14 protein-coding genes and 1 tRNA gene are annotated in these 17,530 nt (G+C 40.5%); 11 read left to right on the plus strand and 4 right to left on the minus strand.

Translation table 11 applies throughout. The annotated features are described in order from the left end of the window. The first annotated feature begins 98 nt into the window (after window positions 1-98). The 8 genes from H2245_RS04605 to H2245_RS04640 all read left to right on the plus strand — a co-directional run bounded on the left by H2245_RS04605 (window position 99) and on the right by H2245_RS04640 (window position 7,722). Window positions 99-175: transfer RNA gene (locus H2245_RS04605), tRNA-Met, on the plus strand. Window positions 176-490: 315 nt separating this feature from the next. Next, the gene (gene lepA, locus H2245_RS04610; protein WP_182406181.1) at window positions 491-2,287 is read left to right on the plus strand and encodes a translation elongation factor 4; all 1,797 of its coding nucleotides are present in this window, start codon (window positions 491-493) and stop codon (window positions 2,285-2,287) included. Between the two features lie 80 nt (window positions 2,288-2,367). Next, the gene (lepB, locus tag H2245_RS04615; protein ID WP_182406182.1) at window positions 2,368-3,270 is read left to right on the plus strand and encodes a signal peptidase I; all 903 of its coding nucleotides are present in this window, start codon (window positions 2,368-2,370) and stop codon (window positions 3,268-3,270) included. A 103-nt stretch (window positions 3,271-3,373) separates the two neighbouring features. After that, complete coding sequence (locus H2245_RS04620) at window positions 3,374-3,766, plus strand: DUF4845 domain-containing protein (protein WP_182406183.1); 393 nt, start codon at window positions 3,374-3,376, stop codon at window positions 3,764-3,766. A gap of 168 nt (window positions 3,767-3,934) precedes the next feature. Then, entirely contained in the window at window positions 3,935-4,729 is a 795-nt protein-coding gene (rnc, locus tag H2245_RS04625; RefSeq protein ID WP_182406184.1) for a ribonuclease III, read from the plus strand. A 163-nt stretch (window positions 4,730-4,892) separates the two neighbouring features. Further along, a complete protein-coding gene (gene era, locus H2245_RS04630) occupies window positions 4,893-6,002 on the plus strand; it encodes a GTPase Era (RefSeq protein WP_220464372.1) in 1,110 nt (369 codons plus the stop codon). Window positions 6,003-6,080: 78 nt separating this feature from the next. After that, window positions 6,081-6,815 carry a DNA repair protein RecO gene (locus H2245_RS04635; protein ID WP_182406185.1) on the plus strand — a complete coding sequence of 245 codons (735 nt, stop codon included), beginning with the start codon at window positions 6,081-6,083 and terminating at the stop codon, window positions 6,813-6,815. A gap of 139 nt (window positions 6,816-6,954) precedes the next feature. Continuing rightward, entirely contained in the window at window positions 6,955-7,722 is a 768-nt protein-coding gene (locus H2245_RS04640) for a pyridoxine 5'-phosphate synthase (RefSeq protein WP_182406186.1), read from the plus strand. A gap of 17 nt (window positions 7,723-7,739) precedes the next feature. Here the strand turns inward: H2245_RS04640 and H2245_RS04645 are convergent, their stop codons facing one another. Then, entirely contained in the window at window positions 7,740-8,291 is a 552-nt protein-coding gene (locus H2245_RS04645; RefSeq protein ID WP_182406187.1) for a GspH/FimT family pseudopilin, read from the minus strand. Between the two features lie 659 nt (window positions 8,292-8,950). Between H2245_RS04645 and H2245_RS04650 the strand changes: the two genes are divergently transcribed. The 3 genes from H2245_RS04650 (at window position 8,951) to mscL (ending at window position 13,019) form a co-directional block, all read left to right on the plus strand. Then, window positions 8,951-10,138 (plus strand): OmpA family protein, encoded by a 1,188-nt coding sequence (locus tag H2245_RS04650; RefSeq protein WP_182406188.1) that lies wholly within the window; start codon window positions 8,951-8,953, stop codon window positions 10,136-10,138. 353 nt (window positions 10,139-10,491) lie between these two features. After that, on the plus strand, window positions 10,492-12,339 hold the full coding sequence (gene typA / locus H2245_RS04655; protein ID WP_182406189.1) for a translational GTPase TypA: 1,848 nt from the start codon (window positions 10,492-10,494) through the stop codon (window positions 12,337-12,339). A gap of 242 nt (window positions 12,340-12,581) precedes the next feature. Beyond that, a complete protein-coding gene (gene mscL, locus H2245_RS04660; RefSeq protein ID WP_182406190.1) occupies window positions 12,582-13,019 on the plus strand; it encodes a large conductance mechanosensitive channel protein MscL in 438 nt (145 codons plus the stop codon). Between the two features lie 84 nt (window positions 13,020-13,103). Here the strand turns inward: mscL and H2245_RS04665 are convergent, their stop codons facing one another. From H2245_RS04665 to H2245_RS04675, 3 genes are all read right to left on the minus strand, one after another. Continuing rightward, entirely contained in the window at window positions 13,104-13,538 is a 435-nt protein-coding gene (locus H2245_RS04665) for a hypothetical protein (RefSeq protein WP_182406191.1), read from the minus strand. Window positions 13,539-13,816: 278 nt separating this feature from the next. After that, complete coding sequence (gene mutM / locus H2245_RS04670; RefSeq protein ID WP_182406192.1) at window positions 13,817-14,704, minus strand: bifunctional DNA-formamidopyrimidine glycosylase/DNA-(apurinic or apyrimidinic site) lyase; 888 nt, start codon at window positions 14,702-14,704, stop codon at window positions 13,817-13,819. Window positions 14,705-14,737: 33 nt separating this feature from the next. Further along, window positions 14,738-17,305 carry a bifunctional (p)ppGpp synthetase/guanosine-3',5'-bis(diphosphate) 3'-pyrophosphohydrolase gene (locus H2245_RS04675; RefSeq protein ID WP_182406193.1) on the minus strand — a complete coding sequence of 856 codons (2,568 nt, stop codon included), beginning with the start codon at window positions 17,303-17,305 and terminating at the stop codon, window positions 14,738-14,740. Between the last annotated feature and the right edge of the window lie 225 nt (window positions 17,306-17,530).

Consider the following 17,530-nt stretch of genomic DNA (forward strand, 5'->3'; position numbering starts at 1 on the left):
TTGCATTTATTTTAATATTAATTCAATTCTTTTTGCAAAAAGTGCCAGTTAGGGGTTGACGAGAGTCATCTGTATCGGCATAATACCGAGCCTTAAATGGCGATGTAGCTCAGCTGGTTAGAGCGCATGACTCATAATCGTGAGGTCAAGAGTTCAAGTCTCTTCATCGCCACCATATTTTAAAAAAACCAATCCTTTGTGATTGGTTTTTTTTTGCTCGTTAAATTATGGTCGACTAAATTATTATTGACGTTAACAAGGGCTTTTTATTCGGCATTACCTTTTAGCTATGACATGGACAAATAAGCGGTCAGATGACTGCTGACAAAATCGCCTTACTTTATAGCTGAAAACTGCTAGAATACATACAAATATCTATGCGTTATGGCGAGTATTATCGCTATGTTACGCTTGGCATTATAGATGACTGCTTTTTGAACCCTGTTTTTAAAACATAACTATCCCATTCCTCTTATTTAGTAGGCGCTTTGTGACTGCATTAGCCAATATTCGTAACTTTTCTATTATTGCCCACATTGATCATGGCAAGTCGACCCTTGCTGATCGTTTTATTCAAATGTGTGGCGCGCTGCAAGATCGCGAGATGCAGGCACAAGTCCTTGATTCCATGGATATTGAGCGTGAGCGCGGTATCACTATTAAAGCTCAGTCGGTAACGCTTTATTATGACCATCCAAATGGCGAGCGCTATCAGTTGAACTTTATTGATACCCCCGGTCACGTGGATTTCTCTTATGAAGTCTCACGCTCACTAGCTGCTTGCGAAGGTGCGCTGTTGGTGGTTGATGCGGCGCAAGGCGTTGAAGCACAGTCGGTTGCCAACTGTTATACCGCAGTTGATCAAGGGCTTGAGGTCATGGCGGTGTTAAATAAAATTGACTTGCCACAAGTTGAACCTGAACGTGTTATTCAAGAGATTGAAGACATCATTGGTATTGATGCCGTTGATGCACCACGTGTGTCGGCAAAATCTGGTCTGGGCGTTGATAAGTTACTTGAGGCGTTGGTTGAATTTATCCCTGCGCCAACAGGTGATCGTGACGCGCCGCTACAAGCGTTGATTATTGACTCATGGTTTGATAACTACCTAGGTGTGGTGTCATTAGTACGAGTGCGCCAAGGAACGATTAAAAAAGGCGATAAACTCTATATTAAATCTACCAAAGATGCCCATCTAGTCGGATCAATTGGTGTCTTTACGCCGAAGCCGCTAGATACGGGTATCTTAGAAGCGGGTGAAGTGGGCTTTATTATTGCTGGTATTAAAGATATTGCCGGTGCGCCAGTTGGTGATACGATTACTCATGCCAGTACGCCTGATGTTGAGCGTATTCCTGGGTTTAAACAGATTACCCCGCAGGTCTATGCCGGTATGTTCCCTGTGGAGTCTACGGATTTTGAAAAATTCCGTGAGGCGTTGCAAAAACTGCAAATTAACGATGCTTCGTTGTTCTTTGAGCCTGATACCTCAGATGCACTAGGTTTTGGTTTCCGTTGTGGCTTCCTCGGTATGCTACATATGGAGATTATCCAAGAGCGCCTAGAGCGTGAATATGACTTGGATTTGATTACCACAGCGCCATCAGTTATCTATGAGATTGTAAAAAAAGATGGCAGTATTATCTACGTTGATAATCCATCAAGATTGCCAGAACCGAATAATATTGAAGAATTCCGTGAGCCGATTGCCCGTTGTCAGATTTTAGTACCGCAAGATTACTTGGGTAATGTCATGACGCTTTGTATTGAGCGCCGTGGTGTGCAAGTTGATATGCGCTTTATGGGTCGTCAAGTGCAGCTCATATTTGACATTCCAATGGGCGAGGTGGTCATGGATTTCTTTGATCGTCTAAAATCGGTATCACGTGGATTTGCGTCACTTGATTACAATTTTGAGCGTTATCAAATCGATAAATTGGTTAAAGTGGATGTATTAATTAATGGCGATAAAGTCGATGCGCTTGCAATGATTGTGCATGAAACCCAGTCACGCTATCGTGGTAATGCGCTGGTGAGTAAAATGAAAGAATTGATTCCACGTCAGATGTTTGACGTGGCGATTCAGGCAGCAATTGGCAGCCAAATCATTGGGCGTAGTACTGTTAAAGCGATGCGTAAAGACGTCTTAGCCAAATGTTATGGTGGTGACGTTTCGCGTAAGAAAAAGCTACTCTCGAAGCAGAAAGCCGGTAAAAAACGTATGAAGCAAGTCGGTAATGTGGAGATTCCACAAGAAGCCTTCTTAGCTGTATTGCAGGTAGATTAGGTCATTATTAAATGACTGACAACCGACAGTTTTGATAGTGTAGATAGCCAGATAAGTCGCTCGTTAATAGGCAATTGAGTATGGATTTTGATTTTAATTTAATTTTAGTACCATTAACCATTGGTTTGGGTATTATTTGGCTATTAGATAAGCTAACGTTCAAGCAACGCAAAACACGTGGTCGCGGTAAAGAGAGCTTGTTAATACGCTGGGCTTATGACTTTTTTCCAGTGTTAGCGGTGGTCCTTATTGTACGCTCTTTTTTAATTGAGCCATTCAATATTCCATCATCGTCTATGGTACCCACTTTATATACAGGCGACTTCATTGCCGTTAATAAATACGCTTATGGTGTGCGTTTACCATTAGCTTATAATAAAGTGCTCGATACTGGCGCGCCTGAGCATGGCGATGTTGCTGTTTTTCGCTATCCTGAAAATCCAAGTATTTATTATATCAAGCGTGTGATTGGGCTGCCGGGCGACATGGTCAGTTATAATCAAGGTCAGCTTGCGATTAATGATGTGCCCGTTGCCACTCAAGCGGTTAATTTTGATGATAGTGCAGAATTGACTTCACAGCTCTATGGTGCAGGTCAAGTTGCCCCAGGACAAGTACTCAGTGCAACTGACGCGGTACAAATGAGTCAGCAAGAAGAAGACCATGCACAGTATTTCCAAGAAACACAAGGCAAGCATCAGCATCTGGTTCGTTATCTTCCCGGCATGAATAGCGCACAATATGCGCCGTTCTTGCAGCAAGAGTCGCCAGAAGTGGTCAGCTCTGACGGAACGCAGTGGTCTATTAAAGTACCTGAAGGTCAGTATTTTGTGATGGGTGACAACCGTGATCGCAGCGCTGACGGACGGTTTTGGGGCTTTGTTCCTGATGATAATCTAGCAGGTAAAGCGGTCTATATCTGGATGCACAAACCACCAGGTTTAAAGCTGCCGAGCTTTGCGCGTAATGGTACTATCGACTGATAATGCAACTAAAATAAAGAGTGGCAGCTATTATTGTGCGACCTCAGCAGCTTAATAGTTGCGAATTTTATATATTTTATAGTGTGCTTCAGGAGTGTTTGCAGTGCATCAGCTTTCTAGTTTGTCGTCTCAGCGTGGTGCTAGCGTTACGAGTATTGTATTATTGCTGATTGTCATCGTGGTGGCAGGTAAGCTGCTGGTAGCGATTGTTCCAGCGCAAATTGGTGACTATCAGTTAAGTAAACTGCTGACAGAGCAGTTAACGGAAGCCAATAGCCGTAAAGAGAGCGCCGCTCAGTTCGTTGAACGTATTGATCGCCAGCTATCTATTAATGCTGATTATGATACCAGCGCTAAAGAGATTTTTACTTTTACTAATAATACTACTGGTCAGCTGGCAATTCATAAAAAATATGAGAAAACCAATAATTTTTTTAGTAATGTTGATATTGTCAGTCGGTTTGAAGGCGATATCAAAGCTGGCTTAGTCGAATAATAGACATTTTTCTGATAAGAATAGTTATTACTTTTTAGTATAAATATTATTTACCATAAACACAGATTCATAGAATATTTAAAAATAAGGTTATGATTTTAAACCTTTATTTTCCACTCCATACCCTAAATAAGTTAGCACCATTAATAGGATAGCCAACCACCGCGCATGAAACCAACTTTACCACAAGCTGTACCCGTCTCTAAAGGTAACAAACATAGTGAATCTTGGGACATAACGCCCATATCGGCTGATTTTATTCAGCGCTTAGCGGTTCTATCGCGTAGGCTGGGCTATCAGTTTAATGATATTAGTTTGCCGAAGCTAGCTTTAACCCATCGCTCGTTCGATAGTAAAAAAAACTATGAGCGTTTGGAGTTTTTAGGGGATGCGCTGCTGGGTATGATTATTGGCGAAGCGTTATATCATCGTTATCCTAGTCAAAATGAAGGACGCTTAACGCGTATGCGCGCGACTTTAGTACGCCAAGAGACGCTGGTCATCATCGCTCAGCAACTCGATTTGTCCAATCATCTGATTTTAGGTATTGGCGAGCGTAAAGGTGGAGGACGAAATCGTGCGTCGATATTAGCTGATGCCGTTGAATCATTATTGGGCGCGATTTATCTTGACTGCAAAGATATGGAGATGACACGTGATTGCCTATTGGCATGGTATGGTGATTTGATTAACAATGTTAATGAACAGAAAGTATTAAAAGACGCTAAAAGTCGCCTGCAAGAATGGTTGCAATCCAAACAGTTTGATTTACCTCATTATGAATTGGTAGAAACGCGTGGTAATGCGCCTTATCAGATATTTGTGGTACGCTGTGATGTTAATATTAATCATTGTCCATCTATTACTGAGTCGGGTGAAAGCCGCCGTATCGCTGAGCAAAAAGCGGCAGAATTAATGATTAATCAGCTCCATAAGCTTCCAAATGCGCTAAAAAAAGGCTAGGGTAAGGTTATTAGCATTTAACTATCCAACAAGATTTCTTGTAGTAATTAGTGACGCTGATACTAAAATTTTTTAAAGTACAACTTTATTAAAGCATCACTCTATTAAGCAGCAGTTTATTTAAGAGTGTTGATATTAAGACCGAACATCACAGGAACGACCTATGAGCAATCACACTGACTTGCCATCTAACCATGAAGATAATACGAATCATATGACCGAAAATACTGACGCAAGTCTTATAAAAGATATTGATAACACACTAAAAACTCAGCAAGATGATAGTCTTGTTGAATTAAACCATGATGATGCTATTGAAGATTTCTTTGCCCAAACGGCTCCCACGCATTTTAATGATGGTTTTAAAACTGGTTATGTAGCGATTGTTGGTCGTCCAAATGTTGGTAAATCGACATTGATGAACCATTTGCTGGGTCAAAAACTCTCCATTACGTCACGTAAGCCGCAAACGACCCGTCACCGTATCCATGGTATTTTATCTAATAATGAGATGCAGGCGGTATTCGTAGATACCCCAGGTATTCATCGCAATGAAGTGCGCGCTATCAATGAGCGCATGAACAAAGCGGCAGTATCTGCATTGGTTGATGTTGATTTAGTTTTGTTCGTGGTTGATTCTGACCAATGGCGTGATGATGATTTACTGGTACTACAAAAGCTTGGTGATACCAATCTAACCGTAGTTTTAGTGATTAATAAAGCCGATACATTAAAAGATAAAGGCACGCTATTACCGTTGATTGAGACGTTTAGTGACAGCTTTGACTTTGCTGATATCGTCCCTGTTTCTGCTCTAAAAAATCAGAATCTTAATCGTCTACAAGAAGTGATTGCCTCGCATTTACCCGTTGCAGCACCTATTTATGATACAGAGCAAATTACCGATCGTTCAGAGCGTTTCTTAGCCAGTGAAATTATTCGTGAAAAAATCATGCGTAGTTCTGGTGATGAAGTACCGTATGATTTGACTGTACAAATTGATGGTTTTAAAGACGAACCTGCTCATACTGATCCAAAAACGGGTCGTCCTCGTAAAGCTTGTACTTTTATTGATGCGACAATCTATGTTGAGCGTAGCGGACAAAAAGCCATTGTCATTGGTGATAAAGGGCAGCGCATCAAACAAGTGGGTATGGATGCACGTAAAGATATGGAACTCTTGTTTGATAAAAAAATAATGCTGACATTATGGGTAAAAGTGAAGCGTGGTTGGTCTGACGATGAGCGTGCATTGACCAGCTTGGGATATTAATAAGCCGTTATGTAAATGCAGAGATAGTAGGTGCCGGGATAATAGTTGCTAATGTAATAAATGCTGAGGTCATTCATAATGCGTAATGAAGCGTTAATCGGTTATTTATTACATCAACGTCCCTATCAAGAAAAGCGTGCGCTCTATTCTCTTTTCTCCAAAGAGCACGGGGTAATTCACGGGGTCGGTAAAAAAGGCGCACCGTTATTTGAACCATTACAATTATTCGCCACCGGTAAGAAAGAGTTAAAAACTTTCAGTCAACTTAACTTAGCACCATTGGCATATGACAATTCAAGCGAAAAAACCATAAGCTACGCGCAGATTGCGGGTCAGCAACAATATGCTGCCTTATATCTTAATGAGATATTATGGAAGTTATTGTCTATCGAAGATCCAATGCCAGTCCTTTGGCAATATTATCAAGATAGTATAATTATATTAAAGCAGCCGTTGACGTCACAGCAATTGCGCCTGTGCTTACGTCAGTTCGAGCAGCAATTGTTTGACCAGTTAGGGTTTTCGGTTTCTTTGACACATGATAGTAGTTTAACGACTATTGATCCCAATAATATCTATCGATTTTTACCAGACGTTGGCTTAGTGTTAGTTTCTCAAACCGATAGTCAACTATCAGATACTGTACAGATCTTATTTGAAGGTAGTGAATTAATAGCTATGTCAGATTTAGGTATTACGGATATAACACTTTCTGCTTGGTCGCGCTTGTATCGTCTATTGCTGGATCATTTACTTGATTATCAACCGCTACAAAGTCGGCTACTTTGGCAACAACAGCAACGTTATCGATAGTGACGTTATTAATAGCATCGTTATGAATAGTATTATTATGTCGACCACTGTATGTTTAAAGGTCAGCTTATTTATAAGCCTAATAGGTAGCTTAGTAAGCTATCATTTCATTGAGTGTTATCGTTAAAAGGACTTTTATATGACGACTTTAGTACAAGACTTACCTTTGTCTCAAAAGCCATTACTAGGGGTGAATATTGATCACGTAGCGACATTGCGTCAAGCGCGCGGCGTTGACTATCCAAGCCCTTTAGCAGCTGCACTACTTTGTGAACAAGCCGGTGCTGATGGCATTACCATTCACTTACGTGAAGACCGTCGCCATATCCAAGATGCCGATGTCTATGAAATTGCAGCGCAATTAACCACACGTTTAAATTTAGAGATGGCAGCCACAACAGAGATGTTGACAATCGCCTGTGAAGTAAAGCCATTTTGGGTCTGCTTAGTACCGGAAAAGCGCGCTGAGCTGACTACTGAAGGTGGTTTAGATGTTGCAGGACAGGTAGCTTGGTTGACTGATTATATTAACAAACTGCATGATGCTGGTATTAAGGTGTCATTATTTATTGACCCAGATAAAACTCAAATTAATGCCGCTGTTGCCTGTCACGCAGATGCGATTGAATTGCATACCGGTGCTTATGCAGAAATGGGTTTAGCGGATGATATGGATAAACAACAGGCAGAGCTACAGCGGATTCAAAACGCCGTTAGTATTGCCCAACAAGCCGATAGTAACCTTCTTATTAATGCAGGACATGGTTTGACACGTGACAATGTGAATGCTATCGCCCAAATTAAAGGTATCTATGAGCTTAATATCGGTCATGCATTGATTGCAGATGCAGTGTTTGTAGGTCTAGTAGAAGCCGTTAAGATGATGAAAGTGGCAATGTATCAATAGAATATTGATATGAATATTTAAGATGAGCATTTCGTAGGCTGGCTTTTGCTATCAGGTTTATATTTAATAATACCTGCTTGATTAAAAGATATTTGATACATTGATTGATTATATATTGAGCGTGGACAATATTTAATATGTCCAAAAAATCCGCGCGGATTGCCACTATCCCCAGCAAATCTTACGTAATGTCGCTGTCCTGCTCGTAAATGCAGCGATCCATATTTTGGCTTTAATCGTTGCTCTTCTATTAATACATCAACGGCGCTATCGAACTGTTGATTATTATCTTTATCAAAAAATAATAATAGAGCGTTGTTACTGTCTTTCTCACAACGCCTATTATCATCTGACAAACATACCACTACATTCTGGCGTTGAATATAACTTTCTGATTTCGCTAATTTCAGCGTGTTGACTATTTCATATCTGATGCGCTTTGCCTCCATATTTGCTAACAGCGTCATAATATGGGGATAAGCAATAGTCAGAATGATAGCCATAATGGCAACTGTGACAATCAGCTCAACTAAGGTGAACCCATAACTTCTATATATTCTTATTTTCATAATAGCTTTTAGTACAATTAAGTAGTAAAGAAGGGAGTATATTCTTATAATTTATATATTTCATCTGATAGCTTTTTATATTGAAAGTAACATTAATTAAATGTATTAATAGCAGGTAAGTGAGGTCAACTTAAAGAGTTTAGAAACTTTGTTTCGGTATTACAGAAGTGTTAACCAACACTATGATTTTTCCGTATGGGGGTTACTAAAAGCTAATACAACAGTATAATATCTTATTGGTAGAATATTGTTCACTAATATAATGTAATTTATATATGAATTCACTGTCATAAAATGTTACAATTAGTGAATAACCAGTTTTCTGAATAGAGAAAAGTAGGTAATTGTATTAAACTGATTGCAGAAAATGAAAAATAACTTATGTTTAATCTGCTGTTCAAAAGCGTTAAAGATATCCAATGTAAGCTATGTTATTTTTTAGTAAACTGAACTGTGCATTGTGTTTTAGTTATCACATTATCGTGTAATAATGTGTAGCTGAGTGACGAAAAAAGTTGTAAACTAAATTGATAGTCGATAAGCTACTCCCTAATTGATTGTGTTATACCACAATGTGTACAAAAAAATGTATATCGTTATATTATTTAGGAAGTGGTCTTGCTTAACGCATCACTTATATAATCCTTTGGAGGAAGTCCATGAAATTGAATAAAATTGCTTTAGCTTTATTTGCCGTAACAGCGGCTCCACTAGCTGCTAATGCTGGCGTTACTATTAGCCCTTTATTACTAGGTTATCATTACAGCGAAGGCGCTGATGATGATCAACTTGACTTATTAAAAAATTCTGATGGTAGTGGTGAAAGCTTCTATAAAGAAAATGGTTTATATACAGGTGCAGCCCTTGGTATCGAGCTTACTCCTTCTACTCAGTTCCAAGTAGAGTATGGTGTATCAAACACTGATGCTGTAAGTAGCACTGGCTCAGATGATAACGATGCTGAACAACGCATGATTTCTGGTAACTTCTTAATCGGTACTGAGCAATTTACTGGTTATACTGATAATAAGCTTAAGCCTTATGTATTGGTAGGTGCTGGTCAGTCTAAGATCAAAATCGAGAATGCAGCCGGCAATGAAGTATCAGAAACTAAAGATACTATTGGTAACTTAGGTCTAGGTACCATGTACCGCATTAATGATGCGCTAAGCCTACGTGGTGAAGCTCGTGCGATTCATAACTTTGATCAAAACTGGTGGGAAGGTATGGCTCTAGCTGGTCTAGAAGTCGTACTTGGCGGCCATTTAGCACCAGTAGTTGCTGTTCCACCTTCAGCAGAGCCACAATCTCCAGTTATCGGTACGCCGATTGTTGTAGTTGACGACGCTGATTCTGATGGTGATGGCGTACCTGATAGCATCGATGCGTGCCCAGGCACTCCAATGAATGTGGTCGTTGATGAACGTGGTTGCCCATTACAAGTAGATATTACTGATGAGCTAAAAATGGAGCTACGTGTATTCTTTGATAACGATAAATCAGCTATCAAAAACCAATATAAACCTGAAATTGCTAAAGTAGCAGAGAAGATGCGCGAGTATCCTAACTCTATCGCTAGCGTTGAAGGTCATGCTTCTAAAACTGGTCCATCAGCACGTTATAACCAACGTCTGTCTGAAGCCCGTGCTATTGCTGTTAAGTCTATGTTGACTAATGAATTTGGCATTGAGCCAAACCGTTTATCAACAGTTGGTTACGGTTATGACCGCCCAATCGCTGACAACAACACTGAAGAAGGTCGTGCAATGAACCGTCGTGTTTATGCCATCATCACTGGTGACAAAACTATGACTGTTGAACAAACCAAAGACATGGTTGTTGAATAAATAGTAATTTTTTCTAAAGTAAATAGTTTATAAACTTACAAAAAAAGCTACCTTATGGGTAGCTTTTTTTTGTTATGTGAAGAGATAAATAATGAATTACATAAACTTAAGGCGTAATAATGCTATACTATCCGCCCACACACTTTGTAAATTGACAGAGTGTGTACTAGCATGGCTAACGGTACGATGGATGTATCGGTATAGATTGTTGTTCCTACTTATTGATTTATTCTAGTGCACCTATCGTGCAGACGTTTAACAGTAAAATAGGTTATCTGACTGATTGATGATGAAAGCTTATCCAGCGGCGCCTACTGCTACTACATTTTTTTAAGACAAAACGAGCATTCTATATGGCGAACGATATTAAACATTTGCGTAATATTGCAATTATTGCCCACGTTGACCACGGTAAAACGACTTTGGTTGATAAGCTATTACATCAATCTGGTACTTTTGGTGACCGTGCAAACATTGCCGAGCGCGCAATGGATTCAGGTGATATTGAGCAAGAACGTGGTATTACCATCTTGGCTAAAAATACGGCTATCAGATGGACAGATGAAACTGATGGCGTTGAATATCGTATTAATATCGTAGACACTCCAGGTCACGCCGACTTTGGTGGCGAAGTTGAACGTGTGATGTCAATGGTTGACTGTGTACTTCTAGTTGTAGACGGTGTCGATGGTCCAATGCCTCAGACTCGTTTTGTGACTCAAAAAGCGTTTGAGCAGGGTCTAAAGCCTATTGTTGTTATTAATAAGATTGACCGTCCTGGTTCACGTCCTGATTGGGTAATGGATCAAATATTTGATCTGTTTGACAATTTAGGTGCTACTGATGAGCAATTAGATTTTCCAGTTGTCTATGCATCAGCATTGAATGGTATTGCAGGTTTAGAAGCTGATAATTTAGCGGATGACATGACACCACTTTTCAAAACTATCGTTGATGTTGTACAACCGCCACAAGTTGATGCCGATGCTCCGTTCCGCATGCAGATTTCAAGCATTGACTATAACAGCTTCGTAGGTGTTATCGGTATTGGTCGTATTCAGCGTGGTCGCGTATCTACTAATACGCAAGTGACTGTCATTGATAAAGACGGCAAAACGCGTAATGGTCGTATCTTAAAGATTATGGGCTATCATGGTCTTGATCGCATTGATGTTGAAGATGCACAGGCTGGCGATATTGTTTGTATTACTGGTATTGATGCGCTTAATATCTCAGATACAATCTGTGATCCAAATAACGTAGAAGCATTACCAGCGCTAACGGTTGATGAACCTACTGTATCTATGAACTTCCAAGTGAATAATTCACCATTTGCAGGTCGTGATGGTAAATTTGTGACGTCACGTAATATTCGTGAACGTTTAGAGCGTGAGCTGATTCACAACGTGGCATTACGTGTTGAAGACACAGAATCTCCTGATAAATTCAAAGTATCAGGTCGTGGTGAGCTGCATCTGTCAGTATTGATTGAGAACATGCGCCGCGAAGGTTTTGAGATGGGTGTATCCGGTCCAGAAGTGATCGTGAAAGAAGTAGATGGTAAACTTCAAGAGCCATATGAAAATGTTGTGTTTGATATTGAAGACGCGCATCAGGGTCCAATCATGGAGCAAGTTGGTCTACGCAAAGGCGAGATGACCAATATGGAGCTTGATGGTAAAGGTCGTATGCGCATTGAAGCAACCATACCTGCACGTGGTTTGATCGGTTTCCGTTCTGAGTTCTTAACGTTGACTTCAGGTACGGGCATTATGACGTCAAGCTTCTCGCATTACGGTCCACAGAAGATCGGTGAAGTGGGTGGTCGCTCTAACGGCGTATTAGTTTCTATGGCTAAAGGTGTTTGCCTAGGTTTTGCCTTATTTAACTTGCAAAAGCGCGGCAAAATGTTTGCAGAGCCACAGCTTGAAGTTTACGAAGGTATGATCGTTGGTCTAAACTCTCGTAACGATGATATGGCTGTGAATCCAACGACTGCTAAGCAATTGACTAACGTTCGTGCCAGTGGTACGGATGAAGCGTTGACACTAACACCAGCTATCAAGTTTACTCTTGAGCAAGCACTTGAATTTATTCAAGATGATGAGTTGGTAGAAGTAACACCTAAAGCAATCCGTTTGCGTAAGCGTTATTTGACCGAAAGTGAGCGTAAGCGTCATGGTCGTAAGAAAGGTGCTTAATATTGACTTAAACGTTATTTTTACCTAACGTTCAAGTCAATGACATACTGATCTAAATAGGTATATCAATAGATTTAAGATATGTCTAAGGTTGGTATTTAAAGATAGTAGTATGAAGTGAGCGTAATATTGTTCACTTTATGCTACTATTTTTTTATGGGCGTAACAAACAGAGGTTTATCACTACTCTATGCGTTAATATCAAGCGTGATTCAATGGAATGATTATAGGAGGAGTGTATTATGAGTATCATCGCTGAGTTCAAAGAGTTTGCGATTAAAGGTAATGTTATGGATTTGGCAGTCGGTGTCATTATCGGCGGCGCTTTTGGCACCATTACTACTTCATTGGTTGAAGATATCATGATGCCAATTGTCGCTGTATTGGCTGGTGGTGAAATCAACTTCAAAAATATGTTTGTGGTCTTGGGAGATATTCCTGAGGGTGTAGCTAGAAATTATGATGCGTTAAAAGCGGCTGGTATACCAGTTTTGGCTTACGGTAGCTTTATTACAGTATTGATTAACTTTATTATTCTAGCGTTTATTATTTTTATGATGGTAAAATTCGTCAATCGTTTACGCCGTCAGCAAGCGCCTGTACCTGATGCGATAGCAGAAGAAATTGTATTGCTGCGCGAGATTAGTGCCAAACTTGGTAGTAATAATAGTATTAAATAAATATCTTTTAATAAAATAATAAAAAAGGCTAACTGTGAAGTTAGCCTTTTTTATTTTACCTACCGCTATTAATTAATTATGAATTTATCTTGGATTTACAACCACATAATCATTGGTATTGATTAAAATCTCAGAAGGTTGATCGACAATAATTCGTACTACATTATCGTTGACCACTTGCGATTTATAGTAATTGTCTTCAGCAACCGTACAGCCCAAACAACGCGCCATAGCGTCCCAAGGCTCGACAACGAGCTTTTGCTGAGCTTGTTCTGCATTACCACCAATCAATGAGAATGGCAGGCTGACTACATAAGCAATTGTACCGGCCACAGCGTTAATAAACTGTAATGGTTTACCTGCAACGGTATCCACGACCATGGTTTCGTAAGAAGGACCGAATTCTTTTTCATTAATTTCTATGGCAGCTGATGCAGGCTGCATCATTACCATCAACAAACTCATACTGACAAAGGTGGTTACCCATTTATTAGTAAAATTTGGCTTTTGGACGTTCATAACAATATCCTAAAAAGGGGCTAGAATAGTCAGCATCGGAAGGATACTAGTGCTGTAAGCATGTCAAAATAAAATAAATATAGAGGCTACCATTAAAACAAGTTGGACGCGAAGGAGCAACAGAAAAAGGATTTTGTTTTCCAATATAGCAATCTATTAGCTATTAACCTGTATTTTTTAATTTGAGTTAAATGATGGGTGATGTTGACCGCTTGTATTAAGACTAATACTCATGTTGAGCATTATCCATATTGTATAACAATTAAAATAATCGATAATTATAATGTCTGACAATTGGGACAAAAGACACTAGCACGACCGGTAATCTTAATGTTCGCTAATGGCGTCTCACAGTTAGGGCAAAGTTGACCTTGTTTGCCGTAAACATGTAAGGTTTGTTGGAAATATCCAGTTTGACCACTTGCTACGGTAAAGTCGCGTAACGTTGATCCGCCAAGCTGGATGGATTTTTGCAAAATGACTTTGATGTGCTGAACCAATAGCGTAATCTGAGTATAGGATAACTGATGCGCTGGTGTGGCAGGATGTATACCTGCTAAGTATAGACTTTCGGTTGCGTAGATATTACCTACTCCAACCACGACCTGTTGCTCCATAATGACTGATTTTATTGGACGTGCTACTGGTCGTTTTTTATTACGACCAGTAGTCTCATTGGTTTCTGTACGCTGAATCAGATGATATAGATAGTCAGCAGTAAACTCTGTTGAGAGCGGTTCAGGACCTAAGTGATCGAGCAGTTTGTGACTATAATCTTCAAACCATAGTACAGCACCAAAGCGTCTTGGATCATGATAATGCAGCTGTGTTGCACTACCTGTATGGTTAAAATTTTGAAATACCATGATTAAGTGATCGTGTTTGCGCTTATCCGTACCATACGGATGCTGCTGTAGACTTCCTGACATTCCTAGATGGATAATCAGCTGCCGAGCAGGCTTCTCCTTTGTCATCGGTAAAAAGGTCAGGATGAGATACTTTGCCCGCCGCTCTACTGATTCAAGGGTATAACCCGTTAAATCTGATAAGTCGTCAGGCATTGTCCAGCGTAGCTTTGGCTGGAAGACATTGACGGCATTAACCGATTGTCCTAACAATGGCATTAAACTAGTTTTGGTGGTTTCAACTTCAGGTAACTCAGGCATATCGGTTCTTTTAATGATTAAAAAATTGATGAATCAAATAACAGCCCGGCGAGCATGTATGATGCCAGGTTGTTGCTCAAGCTTGGCAAGCAGTTTAGACAATTGTGCCAGCCCTGCAACTTCAACATGAAACTTTAAAGAGGCAATATTATCATCAGTACTTAGGGTGTCGACTTTACGGATATTGACGTTTTCTTTATCAATAATTTGGGTCAAGTCACGCAGCAGTCCACGCCTATCGTAAGCTTCGATGTGGATATCAACTGGCTGAAAGCGACCTGATTTTGATGTCCACGAGGCGCTGATCTCACGCTCAGGATCGCGCTCAACCAAACGAATGTATTCTGCACAGCCACGATTATGAATACTGACACCGCGAGATAAAGTGATGTAGCCGGATATCGGCTCACCATGAACCGGATGGCAGCAGCCCGCTAGAGTAATCTCAATATTGTCTAAGCCATCGATGCAAATTTTGTATGCATCTATTTTTCCTGTCGCTCTCGGGTCAACGCTTGGGGTATATTCTTCTTCTTCTTTTTCAGGCTCTAAATGTAGCTGTCGCGAGATGTGACCAGTCAATTGGTTAATACCAATTTCACCTGTCACCAAGCCAACTAAAATATCATCGGCATTTTTGACATTAAATAATGGTAAATAATCGTTTAGGTCGATGCTGTTTGGGTGCACAGCCAAACGTTCGAGCTCTTTAGCAAGCATGTGCCGCCCAATTTCGATGTTCTTATCACGGTCTTGCTTATTGAACCATTGGCGTAACTTTGAGCGTGCGCGATTGGTATGGATATACCCTAAAGAGGCAACTAGCCAGTCTCGATTTGGCTCTCGTGAAGATTTGGTGATAATCTCAACTTGCTCACCCGTTTTAAGCTGATATGTAAGCGGTACATAACGTTGGTTAACTCGCGCTGCCTGAGCGCGATTGCCCACTTGGGTGTGCACATGATAAGCAAAGTCGAGAACGGTCGCGCCTTTCGGTAGCTCAGTGATATCACCGTCACGGCTAAAAATATAGATGCGTTCAAGCTCATCAAAATCAACCGTTTGCTCATAATCATCAATTAAATCGCTGTCATCGCTTTCTTCACCATCAGCACGAGTAGTGCGGCTCTGATTGCGAATTTCATTATTAATCGATAATAACTGGCGCAAGGAGCTGATACGCTGATTAAGATAGGTGTCTTTTTTATTCTTAAGCCCTTCTTTGTAATTGACATGCGCGCACATGCCAAGCTCGGCTTCAAAATGCATACTATTGGTGCGAATTTGAACTTCTAAAGATTTGTTTTCAGCGATGACCGCCGTGTGTAAGGAGCGATAGCCGTTGGATTTAGGGTTAGTAATATAGTCATCAAATTGTTCAGGAATATAACGCCACAACCCATGTACCAAACCCAATACGTGATAGCAATCTGAAGGGTTTTCAACCAACACACGTAAGGCACGAATATCGTAGAGCTGGTCAAAGGATAAGCTTTTAAGCTTCATTTTGCGATAAATAGAGTAGATATGTTTGACTCGACCGGAGACTTCACCGGCGATTCCTGCTTCCGCTAAGGCTTCGCTCAACTGATCTTCTACGCGTTGAATATAAGATTCGCGCTCGCTGCGTTTTTCAGCCAGTAACTTGGCAATTTCTTTATAGCGCTCAGGTGCAAGATAGCGAAAGGCAAGATCTTCAAGCTCCCATTTGAGTTGGGCGATGCCTAATCGGTGGGCGAGGGGCGCATAAATCGTCATGACTTCACGGGCAACGCGGTACTGACGATCGCTGTCAGAGAATGATAATTCGCGCATAGCAAAGGTACGTTCGGACAACTTAATCAGCACCACGCGCACATCATTAGTCACTGAAATCAGCATGCTATAGATATTCGATAGCTGCTCACGCTCATTGTTAACAAAGTGATCTTCTAAGCGCTTGTTACTTTCGATAATATCAGACAGCTTGCCCATGGCTAAAGTATCTTTGACAAGAGTGCCAATATCTTTACCGAAGTTTTTTTCAATTTCACTCATGCTGATTAATGACGTACGCGCACTGCGGTAAAGCATAGCGGCGATTAAAGCATCTTCATCTTGATACAAATAGGTCAAGATATCGGTCATACCAATACCAGTGATATAAGCGCCCGAACGCTCAGACTCATGAGTATTCATACGACTGCGAATCAGCTCACATGCCATGGTTAGCTTGGGAACTGACTCTTGACCAATGCGCTTAGCAACCTTGTCGAGCCACGCGGGCACATCAATATTAGTATGATCCAGATCAAGCGTTTCGATGTCTAAAGAAATCATATTCGCCTCTTGTAACATGGCATGGTCTAAATAACCGTTGCTCACATAAGTCGCGCTCACATTTGGGTCGTGACTGTGATAAGCAGGATGGGACGAGCGATCAAACGTGGTGTGCAACTTGTGCGTTGACAGCTGCTTCTGAATATCGAGTGGAAGTTGAGCATAGCTATTGGCAGATTGCTGAGAGCGCTGAGTGGCCACCAGTTTTGCCGCTGATGTTGCACTATCAGTTTGCGTGGTCTGACCGTCTATTAACGGCAGACCTTCGCGAATCTTTACCATAGCCAAATCCTCTTAGCGGCTCTGAAACGGTATTCCGCTTCTTTATTGTTTTAATATCCAGTCTGTTATTAATAAATAATGATAATACCGTCAATTATTAAACGTTACTAATTGCCTTATTATGTCACTTTTAAATTACCATTCAAGCGAAGGACTGTAATAATTGCACTTTTTAAAGTCATATTGTCACTAAATAAACATAGACATTTATCGGATAAATAATAA

The organism is Psychrobacter sp. GP33 (genome assembly GCF_014119005.1).
Lineage (GTDB): Bacteria > Pseudomonadota > Gammaproteobacteria > Pseudomonadales > Moraxellaceae > Psychrobacter.